The organism is Pseudomonas sp. B21-053, assembly GCF_026016365.1.
Taxonomy (GTDB): Bacteria; Pseudomonadota; Gammaproteobacteria; order Pseudomonadales; family Pseudomonadaceae; genus Aquipseudomonas; species Aquipseudomonas nunensis.
In genome coordinates, this window is sequence record NZ_CP087205.1 from 5,982,363 (window position 1) to 6,004,040 (window position 21,678).

Genomic DNA, 21,678 nt, shown 5'->3' on the forward strand with positions numbered 1-21,678 from the left:
CCCTCACTCGTTTTCGCTGAAGACTTCGAGATGCCATTCGTCTTCGTGAACCTGCAGCACAAATGTTATAGGTCGACAACATACCTGACAGTCTTCGATGTAGGTCTGATCGCCAGCCGACAGGTCCACAGAGGTCTCAACCTCTTCACCACAATACGGACATTCATACAGTGCGGCTTCCAGCATCGCGGTCTCCCAGGTGACTTGTGCGTATAATCGCCGGTCTATTTGCAGGGCTATTTTTGTCTGGCTACCTTTTCAGACCGTGCCCCGTTGGTTTTCGATCAAAACCTTTACTTACCCTAGCCGTTTCTAACAAGAGAGCATGATGGGCGAATTCGATGCCATCCGACCTTACGACGACAGCGAAGTCCCTGCAGTGCTGGACCGGCTGCTCGGCGACAAGGCATTTTTAGACATCCTCATTCACTTCCGCTTCCCGCGTTATGCCGGTGCCTTCGGCTGGATGCTCAAACCTCTTATAGCTCATCGGCTGCGCCGTGAGTTCGCCGGCGTCAACTCGGTGGCCACGTTGCAGGATAAAGTCGAGGTTTACGTCGATCACACCATCGAGCGTGCTACCGACGGCGTGACCTACACCGGTGTCGAGCAATTCAAGTCCGGCAGCGCCTACCTGTTCATCGCCAACCACCGCGACATCGTGATGGACCCGGCCTTCGTCAACTACGCCGTGTACCACGCCGGCCTGCCGACCCCGCGCATCGCGATTGGCGACAACCTGCTGCAAAAGCCGTTTGTCAGCGATTTGATGCGTTTGAACAAGAGCTTCATCGTGCACCGTTCGATCACCGGTCGCCGCGAGAAGATGGCGGCGTATCAACTGCTGTCGGCCTACATCAACCACTCGATCCGCAACGATTGCGCCTCGATCTGGATCGCTCAGGCAGAAGGCCGGGCCAAGGACGGCGACGACCGCACCGAGTCGGCGATCCTCAAGATGTTCCACATGTGCCGCAAGGACGAGCCGTTCGGCGAGGTGATTCAATCGCTGAACGTGACCCCGGTGTCGATCAGCTACGAATACGATCCGTGCGACCAGGCCAAGGCCCGCGAGCTGTTCATCCGCGCCACCACCGGCAGCTACACCAAAGTGCCGGGCGAAGACGACGTGAGCATTGCCAAGGGCATCACTGGCTACAAGGGCCGGGTCCACGTGAACTTCGCCAAGCCGATCACCGAGCTGTTCGACGACACCAAGCAATTGGCGATCGAAATGGACAAGCAGATTCTCGGCGGTTACCGGTTATTCCCGGTGCACTACCTGGCGTATGCGCAGTGGAAGGACGCGGATCCACAATTGCAGGTGCCGAAAGCCGCCGAGGTATTCGCGGCGGATGAACTGGCCAAGGCTCAGGAAGAATGGCAGCGCCGGCTGGAGGCTTGCCCTGAGGAACATCGTCCGTTCATGGTGTTGCAATATGCGACGCCGGTGAGGAATCAGTATCGGGTGAAGGCTGGGTTGCCGCTTTAAGAAGAAGCAAGATCAAAAGATCGCAGCCTCGTTGCACTCGACAGCTCCTACCCAGGATCGGATTCATCCTGTAGGAACTGTCGAGTGCAACGAGGCTGCGATCTTTTGCGTTTAAAGGCTCAGAACTGAGTGCTGATCCACGAAACGATCAGCGCCACGCCCAGGCAGGCAAAGCCGAAGCGATAAAAAAACCGGTTCATGCGTTGGGTCGCACCATCCAGCATCAACGTCGCGTCATCGATACGACGGTTCTGGGCGGCAGCCTCAAGAATGGCCAGCGCGCGCTGTTCGCGACGGCGCGTGGCATGCAGCAGCCAACTGCCCGGGAACGCCAGCAGCAAGGCCAGCAGGTTGATCAACTTGGCGGGATGGTTGGTAAACAACGAAATCAAATGCAACGACATCACGGACCTCGGCAAAACTAAGGTGGCAGGCGCCGAACCGACGACTGCGGCGCGGATTCTACCGAAAGCCTGCCCACCTGCCCTCCCCTTTACGATAAATAACGAGCCACTTGGCCGATTCTTGTCCGGCGTCACGCCATCGTCATCTGAATGCGCCAGTCTGTCGCCCCTCGAAACCGACACAGAGCACACCATGCTGCACGCCGAAAACCAGGACCGCCTCTACCTCATCGCCCAAAGCGACGAACAGCAGAACCTCGTCGGAAGTCTCGCCTTCAACGTCCAGGACCGCCACTGGCTGGTGTATTGCGCGCTGGGCGGGCATCAACATGCGGATTTGCCGGAGACGGACTTGCTGACGGGCGTGAGCGTGCTGGATTTCTACTCCGAAGCCGCATAGATCCCCTTGTAGGAGCGAGGCTTGCCCGCGAAGGCAGTGTGTCAGTCAACAATCATGTAGCTGACACACCGCCTTCGCGGGCAAGCCTCGCTCCTACAGGTGGCGATGCAAAACCGGTGGGCATGAAAAAGCCCGGAGCCATCACTGGCGCCGGGCTTTTTTGCATCTGGCGAAAACTTATTCGCCGAGGATCTGACCCACTGTCGGGTCCTTGAACAGACGCGTCAGGGCGTCGCTCAATACATCGCTGACCAGTTTGGTGTTGGTTTCCTGGTTCGGCGCCATGCCAAAACGCTGGTCCAGGGACGCACCGTAACGGCCGCTGTAGCGACGGTTGGCGTTCTGTACGTCGGAGCGGAAGGTCGCGCCGATGGTGGCTTCAGTCACGTACATGCCTTCTTTAGGCGACTGATACTTCAGTTCCGCCAGGGTCACGGTCAACTGCGGCGCGTTCATGCCGTTGGACACCGGGGTGAAACCCAGCAAACGCACGGCGGCTTCAGCCTGGGCCTGCAGTTTCGGCAGGATCTGCGCGCCCTGCACGGTGATCGCGCTGGTCTCAGGGTACAGACCGCCACGGGTTCCCAGGGTTGGCGACGGACGACCGTCCACCACACGCACCACCACTTGCTGGCCGTGGCCAACCGGTGCCAGCTGAGTGGTCAGCTTCGGCTCAGGGTTCAGTTGTTGCGGGCTGTGGGCGCAGCCGGCCAGGGTCAAACCGGTCACAGTGATCAAACCGAACAACAGGCGTTGCAACATGCTCTTCTCTCCAGAATCAGGCACAAACAGGCCCGCAGTATAGCGGTGGGCCACTGCAGCGAACTAGGGGACTTCAACTATTACCGAAATCTCTGACAAACCTCTCAGACCGCGGTTCCTGTCACAGATCTGTCATCGCCCATACACTTTGACGTCACGGCCTGCTGGCAACCTTCACAGCAGTCACCCCACAAGGTACTTCGCCATGCGTTATCTGATCTCGTTGTTCGCGCCACGCCCACTGCATCGCAGTTTTGCCCTACTGGATCGCAACGGCCATTGCCAGGCATTCAAGCAGTGCAGCCTGCAGCCGATGGGCGATGGCTGGGTCGAAATCGAAGAAATCCGCCTCAACTGGCTGCACCATCCGCTGCCCCCTAGCGCCCGCGTGCGGCAGCATCAGCCTCGTTCACGGGTACAGGCGCTGTTGTCCATCTGACCAGACGCCTAATAAAAGTCATTATTCACGACCATTTCCCTGCGTTTCTTAGATACAATCTCCCCCCGATTATAAGGACGTCTCCTGATCGGGCCTCGCAGCATCGTCAATGCCTCGGTATTGACACCCCGCACCGCCCACAGAGAGCCGCCCACACAGATCGAGTGAAGCTGGCGCGCTTGCTGTTCCTTGAGCAAAAACCCCACTTTTCGCGAATCTGCAGAGCTGTCATTACGCTCGGTTACTGAGCTGTTTGCCCGTTTTGCCTGTCATGTACCCCATGACGGCAATCCATCCGGGCACAGTGCCAGGCTGGGACAGCCCTTTTTTGAGGTTCACGTCTTCAAAAGAGCGTGAAAAAAACGGGTTTTCACAACTTCACAAGAGTGTGGCGAGCAAATGAATAGTTTTGCGTCTGAACATGCACCATTAGCGTCTGAAACAGCCCAACGACACAGGACCGAGTACGCCTCGAATACCGGAGCCTGAAGCCTGTCCGCTACGGATTTGGTTGCACAAACGGATGTCTCGACCATAAGTCGAATTGCCAGTTGCGCGTTGAAGTGAGTTCATAGGGCTCATTAACCCAACCGGTAGCGTCCGTCGAAGTTGCGAAAAATTGCGAAGATTCGGACATGGCGATACTGCCATGGGTACGTGGGGCATCAATGACACGCCCCGGAACGCCTGGCAGCCATGCCGACAATTTGGTGCTGCAGATTTTGGAGACGCGTTAAATGGCGCATAACGAAGCAGTCGACGTAGTACTCGTTGGGGCCGGCATCATGAGTGCCACCCTCGCTGTACTGCTCAAAGAGCTCGACCCCGCGATCAAGCTGGAAGTCGTCGAGCTGATGGATTCCGGTGCCGCGGAGAGTTCCAACCCGTGGAACAACGCCGGTACCGGTCACGCCGGGCTGTGTGAGCTCAACTACACGCCCCAGGCTGCCGACGGCACCGTCGACATCAAGAAAGCCGTGCACATCAACACCCAGTTCGAGGTGTCGAAGCAGTTCTGGTCGTACCTGACCAAGAAAGGCACCTTCGGCTCGTGCAAATCCTTCATCAGCCCGGTGCCGCACCTGAGCTTCGTGCAGGGCGACAGCGGCGTGTCCTTCCTCAAGTCACGCTTCAACGTGCTGAGCAAGCACCACGCTTTCTCCGATATGGAATACACCGAAGACAAGGCCAAAATGGCCGAGTGGATGCCGCTGATGATGCCGGGCCGCTCGCCCGACGAAGTCCTCGCAGCCACTCGCGTGATGAACGGCACTGACGTCAACTTCGGCGCCCTGACCAATCAACTGCTCAAGCACCTGACCAGCGCACCCGATGCCCAGGTCAAGTACTGCAAGCGCGTCACCGGCCTGAAGCGTAACGGCAGCGGCTGGACCGTCAGCATCAAGGACGTCAACAGCGGCAACACCCGTGAAGTCGACGCCAAGTTCGTGTTCCTCGGCGCGGGCGGCGCGGCATTGCCGCTGTTGCAGGCGTCGGGCATTGAAGAAAGCAAAGGCTTCGGCGGTTTCCCGATCAGTGGCCAGTGGCTGCGTTGCGACAACCCGGAAGTGGTCAAACACCACCAGGCCAAGGTCTACAGCCAGGCTGCCGTGGGTTCGCCACCGATGTCGGTGCCGCACCTGGACACCCGCGTGGTCGATGGCAACAAGTCGCTGCTGTTCGGGCCGTATGCCGGATTCACCACCAAGTTCCTCAAGCACGGCTCCTTCATGGACCTGCCGCTGTCGGTTCGCGCCGGCAACATCGGGCCGATGCTGGCCGTGGCGAAAAACAACATGGACCTGACCAAGTACCTGGTCAGCGAAGTGATGCAGTCGATGGAGCAGCGCCTCGAATCCCTGCGTCGTTTCTACCCGCAGGCGAAAGCCGAAGACTGGCGCCTGGAAGTGGCCGGCCAACGGGTGCAGATCATCAAGAAAGACCCGAAAAAGGGTGGCGTCCTGCAGTTCGGTACCGAACTGGTCGCGGCCAAGGACGGTTCGCTTGCTGCACTGCTCGGCGCTTCGCCAGGTGCTTCGGTGACCGTTTCGATCATGCTGGAACTGATCGAAAAATGTTTCCCGAACAAAGCCTCCGGTGAGTGGGCTGCCAAACTGGCAGAAATCTTCCCGGCTCGGGAAAAGGTCCTGGAAACCGACGCTGCGCTGTATCGCAAGATCAATGCGCACAACAACGTCGCGCTGGAACTGGTTGAAGCCAGCAACGAGACCGAAAGCTACGCTTGATTCGGCTCCACAAAAAACGCCCCGTTCTCAGTGAGAGCGGGGCGTTTTCTATGGCCGGTGAAACGGTGACCTTAAGATCTCCGGCGGCAATTACACCGCTTTCGCGAGCAAGCCCGCTCCCACAGGGAAATGCATTCCAAATGTGGGAGCGGGCTTGCTCGCGAAGGGGCCGGCACCAACAACGATGTCTCTGGGATTAACCGCGCGCCTTGGCAATCAACTCGATGTATTCGGCTGCGTTGCGCTGATCCTTGATCACCGCGACGAAATCATCGCCGTGCTCATCCTTGCCATCCAGATCAAACCCGGCCTCGACGAAAAACGTCAGGAAGCGTTCGAAGTCGTCGATGCGCAGGCCGCGATAGGCCTTGATCAGTTTGTGCAGGGACGGCGAAGTGGCGTCGACCGGTTCAAAATCGAGAAACAGTTTGATCTGCTCATCGCCGATCTCGTCACCAATCACTTGCTTCTTATCTTTACGCATTGCCGACTCCAGCTCGCAGACATTTCACGGGGCGGGCAGTTTACCCCCCTCTGGCCGCCAGGCTCAACGCGCGCGAACGCTGCCGGTGTGCAGATCGGCCCAGACATGGCCGTTGGCGTAGCTGAGGAACTGGCAATACACCGTGTCATTGCGCAACAAATCGATCACCACCCGGTACTGCGCCAACGGGTAGTAGAGCGTCAGGGTTTTGCTTTTTTCGTCGTAGATCGGCTTTTTCAGGCTTTTGCTTTCGCCATCGAAGTTGACCAGCACCTGGTTGATGGTCGCGCCCTTGTTCAAGGATTTGCCCTTGAGGCGGATCAGCAGCGGCGACGTCACCGGTATCGGTTGTTGAGTGGACTGGCGCTGGCTGCCCACCACCACCGAATAGTCGGTGACCTGCAACAGTTGCTGCTGCTCCGGTTCGGCGTCACGCAGGGTCAGGTCATCCGGCGGCAGGAACTGCGCGTGCATCGGCGCTGGCGCGGCGGCCAGGGGCAGGCTGAGGGTCAGCAACAGGGCGGCGCAGCTACGGATCAAAAGGCTCATGACAGGCTCCGGAGGGCGGGGCCGAGCAATGTAGCATGCGTACACAAAATTGAATTTGAGAACACAAAACCCAATGTGGGAGCGGGCTTGCTCGCGAAGGCGCCGTGTCAGCCAACATTAATGCAGCTGACACACCGCTTTCGCGAGCAAGCCCGCTCCCACAGGCAATTTGCAGCGGGGTTTACATGCCTTTAACGGCAAAGATCCCGTTGGCGTTGCGCCAGTAGCCTTTGTAGTCCATACCGTAACCGAAGATGTAGCGGTCGATGCACGGCAGCCCGACGAAATCGGCTTTCAGGTCCGGACGAGCCTTGCGGTCGTGGTCCTTGTCGATCAATACGGCGGTGTGCACGGCGCGGGCACCGGCATGTTTGCAGTAGTCGATGATCGCGCCCAGGGTGTGACCTTCATCGAGGATGTCGTCGATGATCAGCACGTCACGGTCGAGGAACGAGACTTCCGGCTTGGCTTTCCAGAACAGGTCGCCGCCGCTGGTTTCGTTGCGATAACGGGTGGCGTGCAGGTAGGACGCTTCCAGCGGGAAGTGCAGATGGGTGAGCAGCTTGCCGGCGAAAATCAGGCCGCCGTTCATCACACAGAACACCACCGGGTTGGTGTCCGCCAGTTGCTCGTTGATGTGTGCACCGACACAGGCGATGGCCGCCTCGACTTCAGCTTCGGTGTACAGGCAGTCAGCCTCTCGCATGATTTGACGGATATGCTCGAGATCAGCAGACATGGCGCTCTCCAGGAGGGACGGATTCGGGAAAAGCGGGCAAAGGTACGCATCCCGCACGTCCAGATCAAGCCTTTGTGGACTAACGTACCTTATGTCTATAGGACAACACCCTCGGATAGATTAATCTAGGCCGGTTTTTTTGCCCGCCGCCGGAGCCTTTCCCCATGCCCATCCAAGAGATCCGCCATCCGCTGATCCGTCATAAACTTGGCCTTATGCGCCGCGCAGACATCAGCACCAAGAATTTCCGTGAGCTCGCTCAGGAAGTCGGTGCCCTGCTGACCTATGAAGCGACCAAAGACCTGCCGCTGGAAACCTACGATATCGAAGGTTGGGCCGGCACTGTGTCGGTAGAGAAAATCGCCGGCAAGAAGATTACCGTGGTGCCGATCCTGCGCGCCGGTATCGGCATGCTCGAAGGCGTGCTGAGCCTGATCCCGGGCGCCAAAGTCAGCGCCGTGGGCGTGGCCCGCAACGAACAAACGCTGCAGGCCCACACCTACCTGGAAAAACTGGTGCCGGAAATCAACGAGCGCCTGGCGATGATCATCGACCCGATGCTCGCCACCGGCAGCTCCATGGTCGCGACCATCGACCTGCTGAAAAAGGCTGGTTGCCGGGACATCCGCGCCATGGTGCTGGTCGCTGCCCCCGAAGGCATCGCCGCCGTCGAGAAAGCGCACCCGGATGTGATGATCTACACCGCGTCCATCGACGAAAAACTCAACGAGCACGGTTACATCATCCCAGGCCTGGGCGATGCCGGTGACAAGATCTTCGGCACCAAGCAGAAGGACGCTTGAGCATGCAGGAAGAGTTCAACGATCCGCTCTGGCGCACAGTGCTGTCGGGTGCACAGATGCTGTTCGTGGCGTTCGGCGCCCTGGTGTTGATGCCGCTGATTACGGGCCTCGACCCCAACGTGGCGCTGTTCACCGCAGGTCTGGGGACGATTCTGTTCCAGATCGTCACCGGGCGTCAGGTGCCGGTGTTCCTGGCTTCGAGCTTTGCCTTCATCACCCCGATCATTCTCGCCAAGGGCCAGTTCGGCCTCGCGGCGACGATGGGCGGCGTGATGGCAGCCGGTTTCGTCTACACCTTCCTCGGCCTGGCCGTGAAGATCAAAGGCACCGGGTTCATCGACCGTTTGCTGCCACCGGTGGTGATCGGTCCGGTGATCATCTCCATCGGCCTGGCCATGGCGCCAATCGCCGCCAACATGGCGATGGGCAAGGCCGGCGACGGCTCCGAGCTGATTCATTACCAGACCGCGATGCTGATCTCGATGCCGGCACTGCTGACCACCCTGATCGTCGCAGTGTTCGGCAAAGGCATTTTCCGCCTGGTGCCGATCATCTCCGGCGTGTTGGTCGGTTTTGCGATGGCGTTTTATTTCGGCGTGGTCGATACCGCGAAGATTGCTGCCGCTCCGTGGTTTGCGATTCCGCACTTCACGGCGCCGGAGTTCAACTGGCAGGCGATTCTGTTCATCGTTCCGGTGGCACTGGCCCCGGCCATCGAGCACATCGGCGGCGTGATTGCCGTGGGCAGCGTGACCGGTCGTGATTACCTGAAGAAACCCGGCCTGCACCGCACCTTGCTCGGCGATGGCATTGCCACCACCGCGGCTGGTCTGTTCGGCGGTCCACCCAACACCACCTACGCCGAAGTTACGGGCGCGGTGATGCTGACCAAGAACTACAACCCGAAGATCATGACCTGGGCGGCAATCTTTGCCATCAGCCTGGCGTTTGTCGGCAAGTTCGGCGCGCTGCTGCAAAGCATTCCGGTGCCGGTGATGGGCGGGATTCTGTGCCTGTTGTTCGGTTCGATTGCGGCGGTAGGCATGAACACGCTGATTCGCCACAAGATCGACTTGGGCGAGGCGCGCAATCTGGTGATTGTCTCGGTGACCCTGGTGTTCGGGATTGGCGGTGTGCTGGTCGGCACCGGCACTGGCCCGGACGACTTCGGCCTCAAAGGCATCGCGCTGTGCGCGGTGGTGGCGATTGCGCTGAACCTGTTGCTGCCGGGGAATGACAGCTGGAAGCACAAGAAGGCGGATGAGCCTTTGCTGTAAACAGGCGGAATCTTCATCGCCTGAAAGAATGCCTTCGCGGGCAAGCCTCGCTCCTACAGGATTTCGTCGTTTCCATGATCGACACAACCCTGTAGGAGCGAGGCTTGCCCGCGAAGCTTTTAAAGCGCCAACGGCGCTCGCTCGCACAACGCACTCAGCGCCTTCGCCCACTTCGGATCATCGTTAAGGCACGGCACCAACACCAACTCCTCCCCTCCCGCTTCGCGGAATTGCTCCAGCCCGCGATCACCGATTTCTTCCAGGGTCTCGATGCAATCGGCGACGAATGCCGGGCACATCACCAGGATCTTCTTCGCGCCACTTTTGCCCAGCTCATCGAGACGTGCTTCGGTGTAGGGTTCGATCCACTTCGCCCGGCCCAGGCGTGACTGGAACGACACCGACCACTTGCCCTCCTCCAGGCCCATGCGCTTGGCAAACTCGGAAGCCGTGCGCAGGCACTGGGCGCGGTAGCAAGTCGCCAATACGGCCGGCGAGGCGTTCTTGCAGCAGTCTTCATTCTTGAAGCAATGCTGGCCAGTCGGATCAAGCTTGGTCAGGTGCCGTTCCGGCAAACCATGGAAGCTCAACAACAGGTGATCGTGATCCTGCTCAAGGTACGGCTTGGCACTCGCCACCAAGGCATCGAGGTATTCCGGCTGATCGTAGAACGGCTGGAGAATCGATAACTGCACATTGAGTTTCTTCTCGCGAATCACGCGTCGGGCTTCTTCGACGACCGTGGTCACGGTGCTGTCGGCGAACTGCGGATAGAGCGGCGCAAGCGTGATTTTCTTGTGACCCTGGGCCACCAATTGCAGCAGTTTCGTTTCAATCGACGGCTCGCCATAACGCATCGCCAGCTCCACAGGACCGTGGCTCCACTGAGCGGTCATGGCCTGTTGCAAGCGCTGGCTGAGCACCACCAGCGGCGAGCCCTCCTCCCACCAGATCGAGGCGTAAGCGTGGGCCGACTGCTCCGGACGCTTGATCAGGATCAGCGATACCAGCAAACGTCGCACCGGCCATGGCAGGTCGATCACATACGGGTCCATCAGAAATTGATTGAGGTAGCTGCGCACATCCGCCACCGAAGTGGAGGCCGGTGAGCCCAGGTTGACCAGAAGCAACGCGTGATCGGTCATGCAACGTCCTATTTCAGAGGCGGCTGGACACGTCGTCCAACGCCGCGCGTAAATCAGTGAACTGGAAAGTGAAACCCGCTGCCAGCAAACGCGCCGGTACGGCTTTCTGGCCGCCCAACAACAGCAGCGACATTTCGCCCAGGCCTACCTTCAGCGCCAGGGCCGGCATGGGCATGAACGCCGGGCGGTGCAACACGCTGCCCAGCGTCTTGGCAAACTCGCGATTGCGCACCGGTTTGGGCGCGCAGGCATTATATGGACCGCTGGCGTCATTGCGATGCAGAAGAAAATCAATCAGGGCGATTTGATCCTTGATATGAATCCACGGCATCCACTGCCGGCCGTTGCCAATCGGCCCGCCCAGCCCAAGTTTGAACGGCAGCAACAGCCGCGACAAAAAGCCGCCCTCGGCGGACACGACCAACCCGGTGCGCACCAGGATCACGCGAATGCCCAAGGCTTCGGCACGCTGGGCGGTTTCCTCCCACGCGATGCACAACTGGCTGGCGAAATCATCGATCACCGGCGGCGACTCTTCGGTCAACTCACGCTCGCCACCGTCGCCGTACCAACCGACCGCCGAACCGGAGATCAGCAATTGCGGTTTTTGCTCACGGGTTTCGAGCCAGGCCAGCAGGGTTTCGGTCAGGCCGATCCGGCTGCTCCACAACAGCGTCTTGCGCTTGTGGGTCCACCAACTATCACCAATCGGCGCACCGGCCAGATTGATAATCGCATCGAGCGGTTCTTGGCCAAGGTCTTCCAGACGGGCAATGCCGCGCACCTGAGCGCCGCAGATTTTCGCGACTTTTGCAGGCGAACGACTCCAGACCGTGAGGCGATGTCCCTGACTCAACCAGTGATGACAGAGTTGACGTCCTATCAAACCAGTACCGCCGGTCAGCAATATGTGCATGACTACTTCCTCGCGTGGCGTTTTACCTTGATCACTAGTCTATTTTTATAAGCAGGGATCTTTGGTATCGGGCAGGGTCTGTGTTTAACAATAGGCCAAGCTGTCAGAACGAGAACGCTAAAAGTTATACCAAAAAACAATATTGTACAGGTTTAATCCACGGCGTAGTCTGTACAGAAAGGTAAACGAGGCCCCTATGACTGTACCTATCGCAATCATCGGCACCGGCATCGCCGGACTCTCCGCCGCCCAGGCCCTGACGGAGGCCGGGCATGTCGTTCAACTTTTCGATAAAAGCCGTGGCAGCGGCGGACGCATGTCGAGCAAGCGCAGTGACGCCGGAGCTCTGGACATGGGTGCGCAGTATTTCACGGCACGTGACCGGCGCTTCGTCACCGAAGTGCAGCGCTGGCAAGCGAATGGCTGGGTCGCCGAATGGACGCCGCAGCTCTACACGTTTCAGGGCGGCCAACTCAACCTGTCGCCGGACGAGCAAACCCGTTGGGTCGGCACGCCGCGCATGAGCGCCATCACCCGCGCGTTGCTCGGGGACCTGGAAGTGCAATTCGCCTGCCGGATCACCGAGGTCTATCGCGGTGAAGAACACTGGCATCTGCAGGACGCCGAAGGTTTCACTCACGGGCCGTTCAGCCACGTGGTCATTGCGACGCCGGCACCTCAGGCGACCGCGCTGCTGGCCTCCGCACCGAAACTCGCGGGTGCCGCTGCCGGAGTCAAAATGGACCCGACCTGGGCCATCGCCCTGGCCTTTGACACGCCGCTGGATACGCCCATGGAAGGTTGCTTCGTACAGGACAGCCCGCTCGACTGGTTGGCCCGCAACCGCAGCAAACCCGGGCGCGACAACACGCTGGACACATGGGTGTTGCACGCCACCAGCACTTGGAGCCGGCAACATATCGATTTGTCCAAGGAAGCCGTGATCGAGCAACTGCACGGTGCTTTCGCCGAACTGCTGCACAGCGCGATGCCCGCACCGACCTTCAGCCTCGCCCATCGCTGGCTCTACGCCCGCCCTGCCAGCAGTCATGAATGGGGCGTGTTGGCGGATGCCGACCTGGGCCTGTATGTGTGTGGCGACTGGTGCTTGTCCGGTCGTGTCGAAGGTGCCTGGCTCAGCGGCCAGGAAGCCGCCCGCCGCTTGCATGCACACCTGCAGTGAATCGCCTCAATCCGGGTAAATTGCTGCTGTCGAAATGGACAGCAGCCCATCCGCAAAACCGCGAAAAACATTTTCTGGTGACCGAGTTGTTCCGGGATGAGGACGGCACGGTGCTGGCGGTCGAGTTGCAGGCGGTGTTGACGCAGCGCAGTGAGCGGCTGGATTGGCAGGCATTAAAAAATAGCGACGCCTGGTTATTGGGCTGGAAGTAGATCCCTGTGGGAGCGGGCTTGCTCGCGAATGCGGTGGGTCAGCTACCCATATGTCGACTGACACTCCCTCTTCGCGAGCAAGCCCGCTCCTACAGGGGAATAGCGAGCATTCCGAAAAACCTATACAAATAATTTGACTTGTACAGCTTCGAATCTATGATGAAGATTATGTTGTACAGATCCAACGATCTGTACAGGTTTAGATTCGAGGTGCTTCGATGCCCGTCACTCCCGCCAAACCGAAAATCGCGATCAGCGCCTGCCTGATGGGTGCAGAGGTGCGCTTCAATGGCGGGCACAAGGAATCGCGGCTGTGCAGTCGCACCCTCACCGATTATTTCGATTTCGTCCCGGTGTGCCCGGAAGTCGCGATCGGCCTCGGCATTCCCCGCGAACCGATTCGCCTGGTGGGCGATGTCGAACATCCCGAAGCCGTCGGCACAGTGAACCGCGAAATCAATGTCACTCAACCGCTCGCCGAGTACGGTCAGAAAATGGCCGCGGAACTGGACGATATCTGCGGCTACATCTTCATGCAGAAATCACCGTCCTGCGGGCTGTTGCGAGTCAAGGTCTACCACGCCAACGGTGCACCAGTGGACGGCGGTGGGCGCGGCATCTACGCCCAGGCGTTCTGCGAACGACACCCCGACCTTCCAGTGGAAGAAGACGGCCGCCTGAATGACCCGGTGCTGCGGGAAAACTTCCTGACCCGCGTGTTCGCCTACAGCGCCTGGCAGCAATTGCTCCAGGAAGGCCTGAGCCGGCGCGGCCTCATCGACTTTCACTCACGTTACAAATACCTGCTGATGGCGCACAACCCGGTGCAATACAAAACCCTGGGCAACCTGCTGGGCAACATGGGCCAGACCGACCCGAAAGAACTCGGCCCGCGTTATTTCAGCGAGCTGATGGAAGCGCTGAAAAAATGCGCCACCCGCCGCACCCACACCAATGTCCTACAACACATCAGTGGTTACCTCAAGCAGGCCATCACTGCTGAAGACAAACAGGAAATGCAACGCGTGATCGGCCAATACCGCCACGGCATCGTGCCGCTGGTGGTGCCGTTGACGCTGCTCAAGCACTACTTCCGCCAACACCCGGATCCGTACATTGCGCAACAGGTTTACCTGCAACCGCACCCGGAAAACCTCAGCCTGCGAAATGCGATCTAAATGAACAACACACCCGACACCAGTGCCCGGGAAGACCTCGGCGCCGACTTCAAGAAAGCCCTGGACGAAGGCTGGCTGCCGATTCGTGAAGTGGCGCGCCAGACCGGAGTCAACGCGATCACCCTGCGTGCCTGGGAACGGCGGTATGGCCTGATCGTGCCGCAACGCACGCCCAAGGGGCATCGGTTGTTTTCGGCCGAACACGTGCAACGGATCCTGACGATTCTCACCTGGCTCAATCGTGGCGTTGCCGTCAGCCAGGTCAAGCAACTGCTCGACACGCCGCAAGCCTTTACCGATCCCGTCGAAAACGACTGGCAATTGCTGCGTAACACACTGCTGCAAGCGGTCACTCAACTGGCCGAGCGCACCCTCGATGACACGGTAAACCAGGCCATGGCGTTGTACCCGCCACGGACCTTGTGCGAACAACTGCTGATGCCGTTGCTGACCGAACTGGAACAACGCTGGCAAGGCCAGTTCGGCGCGCAGATGGAGCGCGTGTTCTTTTATTCCTGGTTGCGCAGCAAATTCGGCGCGCGCATCTACCATAACAACCGGCAACTGCGTTCAGCGCCGCTGCTGCTGATCAACCACTCTGATTTGCCCCTGGAACCTCACCTGTGGCTCACTGCCTGGCTGATCAGCAGCGCCGATTGCCCGGTGGAAGTTTTCGATTGGCCATTGCCGGCCGGGGAACTTGCGCTGGCGGTCGAGCACCTGCAAGCCCGCGGCGTACTGCTGTATTCCAGCAAAGCCATGAACCTGGCGCAGTTGCCAAAAACGCTAAATGGCGTCAGTTGCCCCAAGATGATTGTCGGACCAACGGTATGCATCCACCACGCCGAGTTGTCCGTAAGAACCACTGAGATCCCTGATTTGTCCTTGGCCGAAGATGCCTTGTCGGCCCATCAGGACCTCATTCGGCGTGGGCTTATCTAATGTTGAGTACGGGAACCACCATGCAATTGATCTGGCTGCGCGGCGACTTGCGCCTGCATGACAACACCGCCCTCTCGGCCGCCGCTGCTCGCGGCCCGAGCGTGGCGGTGTATCTGTTGAGCCCAGGGCAATGGCTGGAGCATGACGATGCACCGTGCAAAGTGGATTTCTGGCTGCGCAACCTGGGCGAATTGAGCCTGGCGCTGGGCAAGCTCAACATTCCCTTGCTGATCCGCACAGCGTCTCGCTGGGATGCGGCGCCGAAGGTTCTGCTCGACCTGTGCCGGGAGTTGAAGATCGACGCGGTACACGTCAACGAGGAATACGGCATTCATGAAAGCCGTCGTGACGAAGCCGTGGCCCAAACGTTGAAGGCCGAGGGCATCGACTTTTATAGCTACCTCGATCAACTGCTGTTCTCGCCGGGCACCGTGCTGACCAAGACCGGCACCTACTTCCAGGTGTTCAGTCAGTTCCGCAAAGTCTGCTACGACCGGTTGCGCCGCTCACTGCCTGAACTCGTGAACGCCCCCGGCATCCAGGCGCCGCTGAACATCAACAGCGATGAAATCCCGGCCCGAGTCAAAGGTTTCGATACGCCGAAAGACAGTTTAATCGCCCTCTGGCCCGCCGGTGAAGCCGAAGCCCGGCGCCGCCTCGACACGTTTGCCGATGCGCAAATCGATTACTACCAGAGCGAACGCGACTTCCCTGCCAAGCCTGGCACCAGTCAACTCTCGGCCTATCTTGCGGCCGGGGTGATTTCACCGCGCCAGTGTTTGCACACTGCGCTGCAAAGCAATCAGGGCGAGTTCGAAAGCGGCAAGGTTGGCGCGGTCACCTGGATCAACGAACTGCTGTGGCGCGAGTTCTACAAACACATTCTGGTGGGCTACCCACGGGTTTCCCGTCATCGCGCCTTCCGTCCGGAAACCGAAGCGCTGGCCTGGCGCGATGCGCCGGATGAACTCGCCGCGTGGCAGGAAGCCCGCACCGGCCTGCCGATCATCGACGCGGCGATGCGCCAACTGCTGGAAACCGGCTGGATGCACAACCGCCTGCGCATGGTGGTGGCGATGTTCCTGACCAAGAACCTGCTGATCGACTGGCGTGAAGGCGAACGCTTTTTCATGCGTCACCTGATCGACGGCGATCTGGCGGCCAACAACGGCGGCTGGCAGTGGAGTTCGTCCACCGGTACCGACTCGGCACCCTATTTCCGCATCTTCAACCCGCTGAGCCAGTCGGAAAAATTCGACGCCGAAGGCGTGTTCATCAAGCACTGGCTGCCGGAACTGGCCGGGCTGAATAAAAAAGAAGTGCACAACCCGGCGAACGTCGGCGGCTTGTTCGGCATTGCGGATTACCCCTCGCCGATCGTCAATCTCAGTACCTCTCGCCAGCGCGCCCTGGCCGCATTCAAGAACCTGCCGTCGCGACAAGCGGCCGGAGGCGGTTATGAGTGAATTCCTGCGCAACTTTGCCCGGCAGTTTGCAGACCTGAACAAGGACAACCTGCAACGCCTCAATCAGCTCTACACCCACGACGTGCATTTCACCGACCCGCTGCACGAGGTACAGGGTCTGGTGCAGATGCGCGACTACTTCACCGAGCTCTACGCCAACGTCAGCGATCTGCAGTTCGACTTTCACGGCTTCGACCAGATTGCAGAAGGTGAAGGCTATCTACGCTGGGTCATGAGCTACCGTCATCCGCGCCTGGCCAGCGGCCGGTTGATTCGGGTCGACGGCTGCTCGCACCTGCTTTGGCGCGACAAGGTTTATCGCCACCGGGATTATTTCGATGCCGGTGCACTGCTTTATGAACATTTACCCGTATTGGGCCGGGCGATCGCCTGGCTGAAAAGGAGAATGGGATGAGCCTCACACCGCCACGACGGTATTGGCTGACAGGAGCGAGCAGCGGCATTGGCGCCGCGCTGGCCGAAGAAATATTGAAAACCGGCGCGCATCTGGCGGTCAGCGCACGCTCGGTGGTGCCACTCAAGATCCTCTCCCAACGTTATCCGGGGAAAGTGATGGTGGTCGCAGGAGACCTGACCAACAGCCAGGTCGTGCGCGAAATCGGCGAACGGATTACTGAAGACTGGGGCTACCTCGACTCAGTGATCCTCAACGCCGGCACCTGCGAATACGTTGACTCCAAGCAGTTCGACGCGTCGATTGTCGAGCACGTGGTGCGCACCAATCTGCTTGCCAGCAGCTATTGCATCGAAGCGGCCCTGCCGTTGCTACGCAAAGGTACCGCGCCGCACCTGGTGGGCGTCGCCAGCTCGGTGACCTACCTGCCGTTGCCCCGCGCCGAAGCCTACGGTGCGTCGAAGGCCGGGCTGCGCTATTTGTTCGAATCCTTGCGCATCGACCTGGCGCCTGAAGGCATTGAAGTCACCGTGGTCAGCCCCGGATTTGTCGACACACCGCTGACGCAGAAAAACGATTTCCCGATGCCGCTCAGTTGGCCTGCGGACAAAGCCGCGCGGCACATCTTCGCCAAATTGAAGAACCGGCCGCTGGAAATCGCCTTCCCGGCGCTGTTCATGGCGGCGCTCTGGCCGCTGTCGAAAATGCCCAACCGGGTGAAACTGGCGATTGGCAAACGCATGGTGCGCAGCCAGCCGCCGATCAAGGATCAGCCGTGAACATCGCTATCATCGGCAGCGGTATCTCGGGGCTGACCAGTGCCTATCTGCTTAATCGCAGCCACGAGATCACCCTGTTCGAGGCCGGTGACTGGGTCGGCGGTCACACCCATACGCTGGATGTGACGGTCGATGGCCAGCAGTACTCGGTGGACACCGGTTTCATTGTGTTCAACGACTGGACCTACCCGAACTTCATTCGCCTGCTGGGTCAACTCGGGGTGGGATTCAAACCGACGGAGATGAGTTTCTCGGTCACCGACCCGGACTCGGGCCTTGAGTACAACGGCAACAACCTCAACAGCCTGTTCGCCCAGCGGCGTAACCTGCTGTCGCCGGGGTTCTGGGGCATGTTGCGCGACATCCAGCGCTTCAATAAAGCAGCCCTGCGCGATCTTGAGGAACAACGGATCGGTGCCGACACCACGCTCGATCAGTACCTGAAGGCTGGCGGCTACGGCGAGCGCTTTATCCTGCATTACATCGTGCCGATGGGCGCAGCGATCTGGTCGATGTCCATGGCCGAGATGCTCGGTTTCCCGATGCAGTTCTTCCTGCGGTTTTTCAAGAACCACGGTTTGCTGTCCATCAGCAATCGCCCGCAATGGTGTGTGATCGAAGGTGGATCGAGCGCTTACGTCGCGCCACTGACCGCCTCGTTTAAACCGAAGATTCGTCTCAACTGCCCGGTCAGCCGGGTCGAACGCGATGCCGATGGCGTAGTTATCCACAGCCCCGCCGGCAGCGAGCGCTTCGACAAAGTGGTGTTCGCCTGCCACAGCGATCAGGCCCTGAAACTGCTGGCCAAGCCGAGCGATGCCGAACAGTCGATCCTCGGCGCCCTGCCCTACGCCGACAACGAAGTGGTTTTGCACACCGACACCCGGCTGCTGCCGGAGCGAAAACTGGCTTGGGCGAGTTGGAATTTTCGCCTCGGTGGCACCGGGCACACGCGGGCCGCCGTCACCTACGACATGAACATCCTGCAAGGCATCCAGAGCGACACCACGTTCTGCGTCAGCCTCAACCAGAGTGCCGGCATCAGTCCGCAAAAGGTGCTCGCCAAATACACTTACGCCCATCCGCAATACAGCTTGAAAGCAGTGGCGGCGCAGGCGCGCTGGGAAGAATTGGACGGTGCGCAGCACTCTTATTATTGCGGCGCCTATTGGGCCAACGGCTTTCACGAAGACGGGGTGGTCAGTGCCTTGCGCGTAGCCCGCTCGTTCGGTGAAGTGTTGTGAACAGCGCCCTCTACAGCGGCTGGATCGCCCATCGGCGGTTCGCGCCCAAGCGCCATGAATTCCGTTACCGCATCGGTTTGCTGTACCTCGATCTCGATGAACAGGATGCCGTACTGGGTTTGTCGCCGCTGTCGGGCCGTAGCCGTTTCGCCGCGTTCTCGTTTCGCGAGAGCGACTACCTCAAAACCTTTACCGGCGCGGGCATGCGCTTGATCGATGCAGTGCGGCAACAGGTCGGCCAAGCCATCGGCCACGAGCCCCAGGGTTCGATTTGCCTGCTGACCCAGGCCCGCAGTTGGGGCCTGTCGTTCAACCCGGTGAGTTTTTTCTATTGTCACGAGGCGGACGGGCAACTGGCGGCGATTCTCTGCGAAGTCACCAACACGCCGTGGCGCGAGCGTTATCACTACGTGTTGCCGGCCAAGACGCCGGAACACTTGCGCGATTTCCACCAGCATTTCGCCGTGGCCAAGGCGTTTCATGTCTCGCCGTTTCTGCCACCGGATCTCGAATACCGCATGAGCTTCAGCCCTGCCGCGCAAAAGCTTGGCGTGCACATGGCGGACTGGCAGGGCGAACTGAAACTGTTCGACGCCACGCTCAACCTGCAACGCGAACCGCTGGATCGCCACAGCCTGCACCGCTACTTGCGACGCTTCCCGTGGATGACTGCGAAAACCTGCCTCGCGATCTATTGGCAGGCCGTGCGCCTGCTGTTCAAGCGTGTACCGATCTTTGCTCACCGGGCTGCCGATGGCAGCTTTCAAACCGCCATCGTCGCCCCACAGGATCGCCGCCATGAAATCCCCTAGCGTTTCGGCCAAAGCCAATCTGCTCAGTACCAACGGCTTGTCCGGCTCGCTGTTGCGCCGGGGTGTTCTGCGCCAACTGGCGCACCTCAAGCACGGGCAACTGGTGGTGATCGAAGACGGCGAACGCCACGTGTTCGGCACCGCTGGCGATCATCTGCTGGGGGAGATCCATGTCCTGGATGCGGCGGTCTGGGGATTGGTGGCGAGCAACGGCTCGATCGGCGCCGGCGAAGCGTTCATCCACGGCTATTGGACCTCGCCGGACCTGACCGCCGTAGTCCGCGTGTTCGTCAGCAACCTTGAGGTGCTGGATGCGCTGGAAGGTGGCTTGGCCAAACTGGGCCGGCCGCTCGTGCAAGGGCTGCACTGGCTCAATCGCAATACGCGCAAGGGCTCGCAGAAAAACATCGCCGCGCATTACGACCTCGGCAACGACCTGTTCGAACAGTTTCTCGACCCGACGATGATGTATTCGGCGGCGCAGTTCCTCAGCCCCGAAGACACCCTGGAACAGGCTCAACTGAACAAACTGGAACGAATCTGCCAGAAGCTCGACCTGAAGCCCAGCGATCATCTGCTGGAAATCGGCACCGGTTGGGGCAGCATGGCGATCTATGCCGCCCAGAATTACGGCTGCAAAGTCACCACCACCACGCTGTCGAAAGAGCAGTACGCCTTCACCGCCCAGCGCATCGAAACCCTGGGTCTGCAAGACCAGGTCACCCTGCTGCTGTCGGATTACCGCGACCTCACCGGGCAGTACGACAAACTGGTGTCGATCGAGATGATCGAAGCGGTCGGCCATCGCTTTCTGCCGACCTACTTCAAGCAATGCGCGCACCTGCTCAAGAGCAATGGCTTGATGCTGTTGCAGGCGATCACCATCCGCGAGCAGCGCTACGAGCAAGCCAAGACCAGTGTCGATTTCATCCAGCGCTACATCTTCCCCGGCGGCGCCCTGCCCTGTGTGCAGAAGATGCTGGAGATTGTCAGCCGCGACACCGACATGAACCTGTTGCACATGGAAGATTTCGGCCTGCACTACGCCCGCACGCTGCGCCTGTGGCATGAGAATTTTCGCCGTGCCCACGGTCGCTTGAGCGAATTGGGCTACGACGAGTATTTCCTGCGGTTGTGGGAGTTTTACCTGTGCTACTGCGAAGGTGGCTTCCTGGAGCGCACCATCGGCACCGCGCAATTGCTGCTGGCCAAACCGGCGGCGATGCCGGCGCCCCTGCTCGGCCGTTTCGATGCTTGAACGCCTGGCCAACGCTGCACTGTTTCAACTCGGCTGGTTCGCCTGTGTCGTGGGCGGCAACAGCTTGTGGTTGTTGGTGGCATTGGCGGCGCTGGTGATTCATCTGCTGTGGATAAGTCGTTGGGGCGATGAGGGCCGACTGATCCTCAGCGTGGTGTTGCTCGGTACTACCGTCGACAGTTCATTGCGCTGGCTGGGGGTGTTTGATTTTGCCGACGTCGCGCCATTGATTCCGCTGTGGCTGATGTTGCTTTGGGCGTTGCTCGCGACCACGCTGCGTCACTGCCTGATCTGGAGCGCCAATCCCTGGTGGCTGGCCAGCCTGTTGGGCGCCGTCGGTGGGCCGCTGTCGTATTACGCGGGCAGTCAACTGGCGGGGGTGCAATTTCCCTACGGCCAACTACCGACGCTGATCGGCATCGGACTACTCTGGGCGCTGCTGTTTCCTACGCTGCACTTCATGGCGCGGCGGCTGGCGTCGGATAACCACGACTGAGCGTCCGTCAGGCCTTTCACACAGCAACGGCCCACTG

The 21,678-nt window shown here is 59.7% G+C and carries 25 protein-coding genes; 17 read left to right on the forward strand and 8 right to left on the reverse strand.

The window, feature by feature from the left end; genetic code table 11:
- Positions 1 to 3: 3 nt before the first annotated feature.
- A complete protein-coding gene (locus tag LOY68_RS26730) occupies positions 4 to 186 on the reverse strand; it encodes a CPXCG motif-containing cysteine-rich protein (RefSeq protein WP_054045628.1) in 183 nt (60 codons plus the stop codon).
- A gap of 142 nt (positions 187 to 328) precedes the next feature.
- Here LOY68_RS26730 and LOY68_RS26735 point away from each other — a divergent pair, with 142 nt between their 5' ends.
- Positions 329 to 1,492, forward strand: a complete 1,164-nt coding sequence (locus LOY68_RS26735; RefSeq protein WP_265040896.1) for a 1-acyl-sn-glycerol-3-phosphate acyltransferase — start codon at positions 329 to 331, stop codon at positions 1,490 to 1,492.
- A 119-nt stretch (positions 1,493 to 1,611) separates the two neighbouring features.
- Here LOY68_RS26735 and LOY68_RS26740 read toward each other — a convergent pair whose 3' ends face one another.
- The gene (locus LOY68_RS26740; RefSeq protein WP_163911990.1) at positions 1,612 to 1,896 is read right to left on the reverse strand and encodes a hypothetical protein; all 285 of its coding nucleotides are present in this window, start codon (positions 1,894 to 1,896) and stop codon (positions 1,612 to 1,614) included.
- A 193-nt stretch (positions 1,897 to 2,089) separates the two neighbouring features.
- On the opposite strand from LOY68_RS26740, the gene LOY68_RS26745 reads away from it, so the two are divergent.
- The gene (locus LOY68_RS26745; protein WP_054045634.1) at positions 2,090 to 2,296 is read left to right on the forward strand and encodes a hypothetical protein; all 207 of its coding nucleotides are present in this window, start codon (positions 2,090 to 2,092) and stop codon (positions 2,294 to 2,296) included.
- 177 nt (positions 2,297 to 2,473) lie between these two features.
- On the opposite strand, the gene LOY68_RS26750 is transcribed toward LOY68_RS26745, so the two are convergent.
- The gene (locus LOY68_RS26750; protein WP_054045636.1) at positions 2,474 to 3,058 is read right to left on the reverse strand and encodes a YajG family lipoprotein; all 585 of its coding nucleotides are present in this window, start codon (positions 3,056 to 3,058) and stop codon (positions 2,474 to 2,476) included.
- Between the two features lie 205 nt (positions 3,059 to 3,263).
- On the opposite strand from LOY68_RS26750, the gene LOY68_RS26755 reads away from it, so the two are divergent.
- A complete protein-coding gene (locus LOY68_RS26755) occupies positions 3,264 to 3,497 on the forward strand; it encodes a hypothetical protein (protein ID WP_054045638.1) in 234 nt (77 codons plus the stop codon).
- Positions 3,498 to 4,234: 737 nt separating this feature from the next.
- On the forward strand, positions 4,235 to 5,743 hold the full coding sequence (mqo, locus tag LOY68_RS26760; RefSeq protein ID WP_054045639.1) for a malate dehydrogenase (quinone): 1,509 nt from the start codon (positions 4,235 to 4,237) through the stop codon (positions 5,741 to 5,743).
- A gap of 196 nt (positions 5,744 to 5,939) precedes the next feature.
- Here mqo and LOY68_RS26765 read toward each other — a convergent pair whose 3' ends face one another.
- From LOY68_RS26765 to LOY68_RS26775, 3 genes are all read right to left on the reverse strand, one after another.
- Positions 5,940 to 6,227, reverse strand: a complete 288-nt coding sequence (locus tag LOY68_RS26765) for a PA4642 family protein (protein WP_163911987.1) — start codon at positions 6,225 to 6,227, stop codon at positions 5,940 to 5,942.
- A gap of 63 nt (positions 6,228 to 6,290) precedes the next feature.
- Positions 6,291 to 6,776, reverse strand: coding sequence for a hypothetical protein (locus LOY68_RS26770; protein WP_054045642.1), 486 nt, complete (start codon positions 6,774 to 6,776; stop codon positions 6,291 to 6,293).
- 181 nt (positions 6,777 to 6,957) lie between these two features.
- Positions 6,958 to 7,515, reverse strand: coding sequence for a hypoxanthine-guanine phosphoribosyltransferase (locus LOY68_RS26775; protein WP_265040897.1), 558 nt, complete (start codon positions 7,513 to 7,515; stop codon positions 6,958 to 6,960).
- A 164-nt stretch (positions 7,516 to 7,679) separates the two neighbouring features.
- On the opposite strand from LOY68_RS26775, the gene upp reads away from it, so the two are divergent.
- Positions 7,680 to 8,318, forward strand: coding sequence for a uracil phosphoribosyltransferase (gene upp / locus LOY68_RS26780; RefSeq protein WP_054045646.1), 639 nt, complete (start codon positions 7,680 to 7,682; stop codon positions 8,316 to 8,318).
- A gap of 2 nt (positions 8,319 to 8,320) precedes the next feature.
- A complete protein-coding gene (locus LOY68_RS26785; protein ID WP_121757255.1) occupies positions 8,321 to 9,595 on the forward strand; it encodes a uracil-xanthine permease family protein in 1,275 nt (424 codons plus the stop codon).
- 119 nt (positions 9,596 to 9,714) lie between these two features.
- Here LOY68_RS26785 and hemH read toward each other — a convergent pair whose 3' ends face one another.
- Together hemH and LOY68_RS26795 are read right to left on the reverse strand one after the other, a co-directional pair.
- Positions 9,715 to 10,740 (reverse strand): ferrochelatase, encoded by a 1,026-nt coding sequence (gene hemH, locus LOY68_RS26790; RefSeq protein WP_265040898.1) that lies wholly within the window; start codon positions 10,738 to 10,740, stop codon positions 9,715 to 9,717.
- Between the two features lie 13 nt (positions 10,741 to 10,753).
- Entirely contained in the window at positions 10,754 to 11,656 is a 903-nt protein-coding gene (locus LOY68_RS26795; protein WP_163911979.1) for a TIGR01777 family oxidoreductase, read from the reverse strand.
- Positions 11,657 to 11,852: 196 nt separating this feature from the next.
- Here LOY68_RS26795 and LOY68_RS26800 point away from each other — a divergent pair, with 196 nt between their 5' ends.
- The 11 genes from LOY68_RS26800 (at position 11,853) to LOY68_RS26850 (ending at position 21,641) form a co-directional block, all read left to right on the forward strand.
- A complete protein-coding gene (locus LOY68_RS26800; RefSeq protein ID WP_054613537.1) occupies positions 11,853 to 12,839 on the forward strand; it encodes an NAD(P)/FAD-dependent oxidoreductase in 987 nt (328 codons plus the stop codon).
- The gene (locus tag LOY68_RS26805; RefSeq protein WP_054045655.1) at positions 12,836 to 13,051 is read left to right on the forward strand and encodes a TIGR02450 family Trp-rich protein; all 216 of its coding nucleotides are present in this window, start codon (positions 12,836 to 12,838) and stop codon (positions 13,049 to 13,051) included. The genes LOY68_RS26800 and LOY68_RS26805 overlap by 4 nt, the downstream gene beginning before the upstream one ends.
- A 218-nt stretch (positions 13,052 to 13,269) precedes the next feature.
- Positions 13,270 to 14,229: a YbgA family protein gene (locus LOY68_RS26810; RefSeq protein ID WP_265040899.1), complete on the forward strand. Its 960-nt coding sequence runs from the start codon at positions 13,270 to 13,272 to the stop codon at positions 14,227 to 14,229.
- On the forward strand, positions 14,230 to 15,171 hold the full coding sequence (locus LOY68_RS26815; RefSeq protein ID WP_054045658.1) for a MerR family transcriptional regulator: 942 nt from the start codon (positions 14,230 to 14,232) through the stop codon (positions 15,169 to 15,171).
- A 20-nt stretch (positions 15,172 to 15,191) separates the two neighbouring features.
- Complete coding sequence (gene phrB, locus LOY68_RS26820; protein WP_265040900.1) at positions 15,192 to 16,637, forward strand: deoxyribodipyrimidine photo-lyase; 1,446 nt, start codon at positions 15,192 to 15,194, stop codon at positions 16,635 to 16,637.
- Complete coding sequence (locus LOY68_RS26825) at positions 16,630 to 17,052, forward strand: nuclear transport factor 2 family protein (RefSeq protein WP_163911967.1); 423 nt, start codon at positions 16,630 to 16,632, stop codon at positions 17,050 to 17,052. Before phrB ends, LOY68_RS26825 begins: the two co-directional genes overlap by 8 nt.
- Positions 17,049 to 17,831, forward strand: a complete 783-nt coding sequence (locus LOY68_RS26830; RefSeq protein WP_163911964.1) for an SDR family NAD(P)-dependent oxidoreductase — start codon at positions 17,049 to 17,051, stop codon at positions 17,829 to 17,831. The genes LOY68_RS26825 and LOY68_RS26830 overlap by 4 nt, the downstream gene beginning before the upstream one ends.
- Positions 17,828 to 19,075 carry an NAD(P)/FAD-dependent oxidoreductase gene (locus LOY68_RS26835; protein ID WP_265040901.1) on the forward strand — a complete coding sequence of 416 codons (1,248 nt, stop codon included), beginning with the start codon at positions 17,828 to 17,830 and terminating at the stop codon, positions 19,073 to 19,075. The genes LOY68_RS26830 and LOY68_RS26835 overlap by 4 nt, the downstream gene beginning before the upstream one ends.
- Entirely contained in the window at positions 19,072 to 19,887 is an 816-nt protein-coding gene (locus LOY68_RS26840; RefSeq protein WP_265040902.1) for a DUF1365 domain-containing protein, read from the forward strand. The genes LOY68_RS26835 and LOY68_RS26840 overlap by 4 nt, the downstream gene beginning before the upstream one ends.
- Positions 19,874 to 21,145, forward strand: coding sequence for an SAM-dependent methyltransferase (locus tag LOY68_RS26845; protein ID WP_265040903.1), 1,272 nt, complete (start codon positions 19,874 to 19,876; stop codon positions 21,143 to 21,145). The genes LOY68_RS26840 and LOY68_RS26845 overlap by 14 nt, the downstream gene beginning before the upstream one ends.
- Positions 21,138 to 21,641 carry a DUF2878 domain-containing protein gene (locus tag LOY68_RS26850; protein WP_265040904.1) on the forward strand — a complete coding sequence of 168 codons (504 nt, stop codon included), beginning with the start codon at positions 21,138 to 21,140 and terminating at the stop codon, positions 21,639 to 21,641. Before LOY68_RS26845 ends, LOY68_RS26850 begins: the two co-directional genes overlap by 8 nt.
- The last annotated feature ends 37 nt before the right edge of the window (positions 21,642 to 21,678 follow it).

Coding starts and splice junctions, on each gene's coding strand:
- LOY68_RS26730 (WP_054045628.1), bottom strand. CDS start 186: ATGCTGGAAGCCGCACTGTATGAATGTCCGTATTGTGGTGAAGAGGTT.
- LOY68_RS26735 (WP_265040896.1), top strand. CDS start 329: ATGGGCGAATTCGATGCCATCCGACCTTACGACGACAGCGAAGTCCCT.
- LOY68_RS26740 (WP_163911990.1), bottom strand. CDS start 1,896: ATGTCGTTGCATTTGATTTCGTTGTTTACCAACCATCCCGCCAAGTTG.
- LOY68_RS26745 (WP_054045634.1), top strand. CDS start 2,090: ATGCTGCACGCCGAAAACCAGGACCGCCTCTACCTCATCGCCCAAAGC.
- LOY68_RS26750 (WP_054045636.1), bottom strand. CDS start 3,058: ATGTTGCAACGCCTGTTGTTCGGTTTGATCACTGTGACCGGTTTGACC.
- LOY68_RS26755 (WP_054045638.1), top strand. CDS start 3,264: ATGCGTTATCTGATCTCGTTGTTCGCGCCACGCCCACTGCATCGCAGT.
- mqo (WP_054045639.1), top strand. CDS start 4,235: ATGGCGCATAACGAAGCAGTCGACGTAGTACTCGTTGGGGCCGGCATC.
- LOY68_RS26765 (WP_163911987.1), bottom strand. CDS start 6,227: ATGCGTAAAGATAAGAAGCAAGTGATTGGTGACGAGATCGGCGATGAG.
- LOY68_RS26770 (WP_054045642.1), bottom strand. CDS start 6,776: ATGAGCCTTTTGATCCGTAGCTGCGCCGCCCTGTTGCTGACCCTCAGC.
- LOY68_RS26775 (WP_265040897.1), bottom strand. CDS start 7,515: ATGTCTGCTGATCTCGAGCATATCCGTCAAATCATGCGAGAGGCTGAC.
- upp (WP_054045646.1), top strand. CDS start 7,680: ATGCCCATCCAAGAGATCCGCCATCCGCTGATCCGTCATAAACTTGGC.
- LOY68_RS26785 (WP_121757255.1), top strand. CDS start 8,321: ATGCAGGAAGAGTTCAACGATCCGCTCTGGCGCACAGTGCTGTCGGGT.
- hemH (WP_265040898.1), bottom strand. CDS start 10,740: ATGACCGATCACGCGTTGCTTCTGGTCAACCTGGGCTCACCGGCCTCC.
- LOY68_RS26795 (WP_163911979.1), bottom strand. CDS start 11,656: ATGCACATATTGCTGACCGGCGGTACTGGTTTGATAGGACGTCAACTC.
- LOY68_RS26800 (WP_054613537.1), top strand. CDS start 11,853: ATGACTGTACCTATCGCAATCATCGGCACCGGCATCGCCGGACTCTCC.
- LOY68_RS26810 (WP_265040899.1), top strand. CDS start 13,270: ATGCCCGTCACTCCCGCCAAACCGAAAATCGCGATCAGCGCCTGCCTG.
- LOY68_RS26815 (WP_054045658.1), top strand. CDS start 14,230: ATGAACAACACACCCGACACCAGTGCCCGGGAAGACCTCGGCGCCGAC.
- phrB (WP_265040900.1), top strand. CDS start 15,192: ATGCAATTGATCTGGCTGCGCGGCGACTTGCGCCTGCATGACAACACC.
- LOY68_RS26825 (WP_163911967.1), top strand. CDS start 16,630: ATGAGTGAATTCCTGCGCAACTTTGCCCGGCAGTTTGCAGACCTGAAC.
- LOY68_RS26830 (WP_163911964.1), top strand. CDS start 17,049: ATGAGCCTCACACCGCCACGACGGTATTGGCTGACAGGAGCGAGCAGC.
- LOY68_RS26845 (WP_265040903.1), top strand. CDS start 19,874: ATGAAATCCCCTAGCGTTTCGGCCAAAGCCAATCTGCTCAGTACCAAC.
- LOY68_RS26850 (WP_265040904.1), top strand. CDS start 21,138: ATGCTTGAACGCCTGGCCAACGCTGCACTGTTTCAACTCGGCTGGTTC.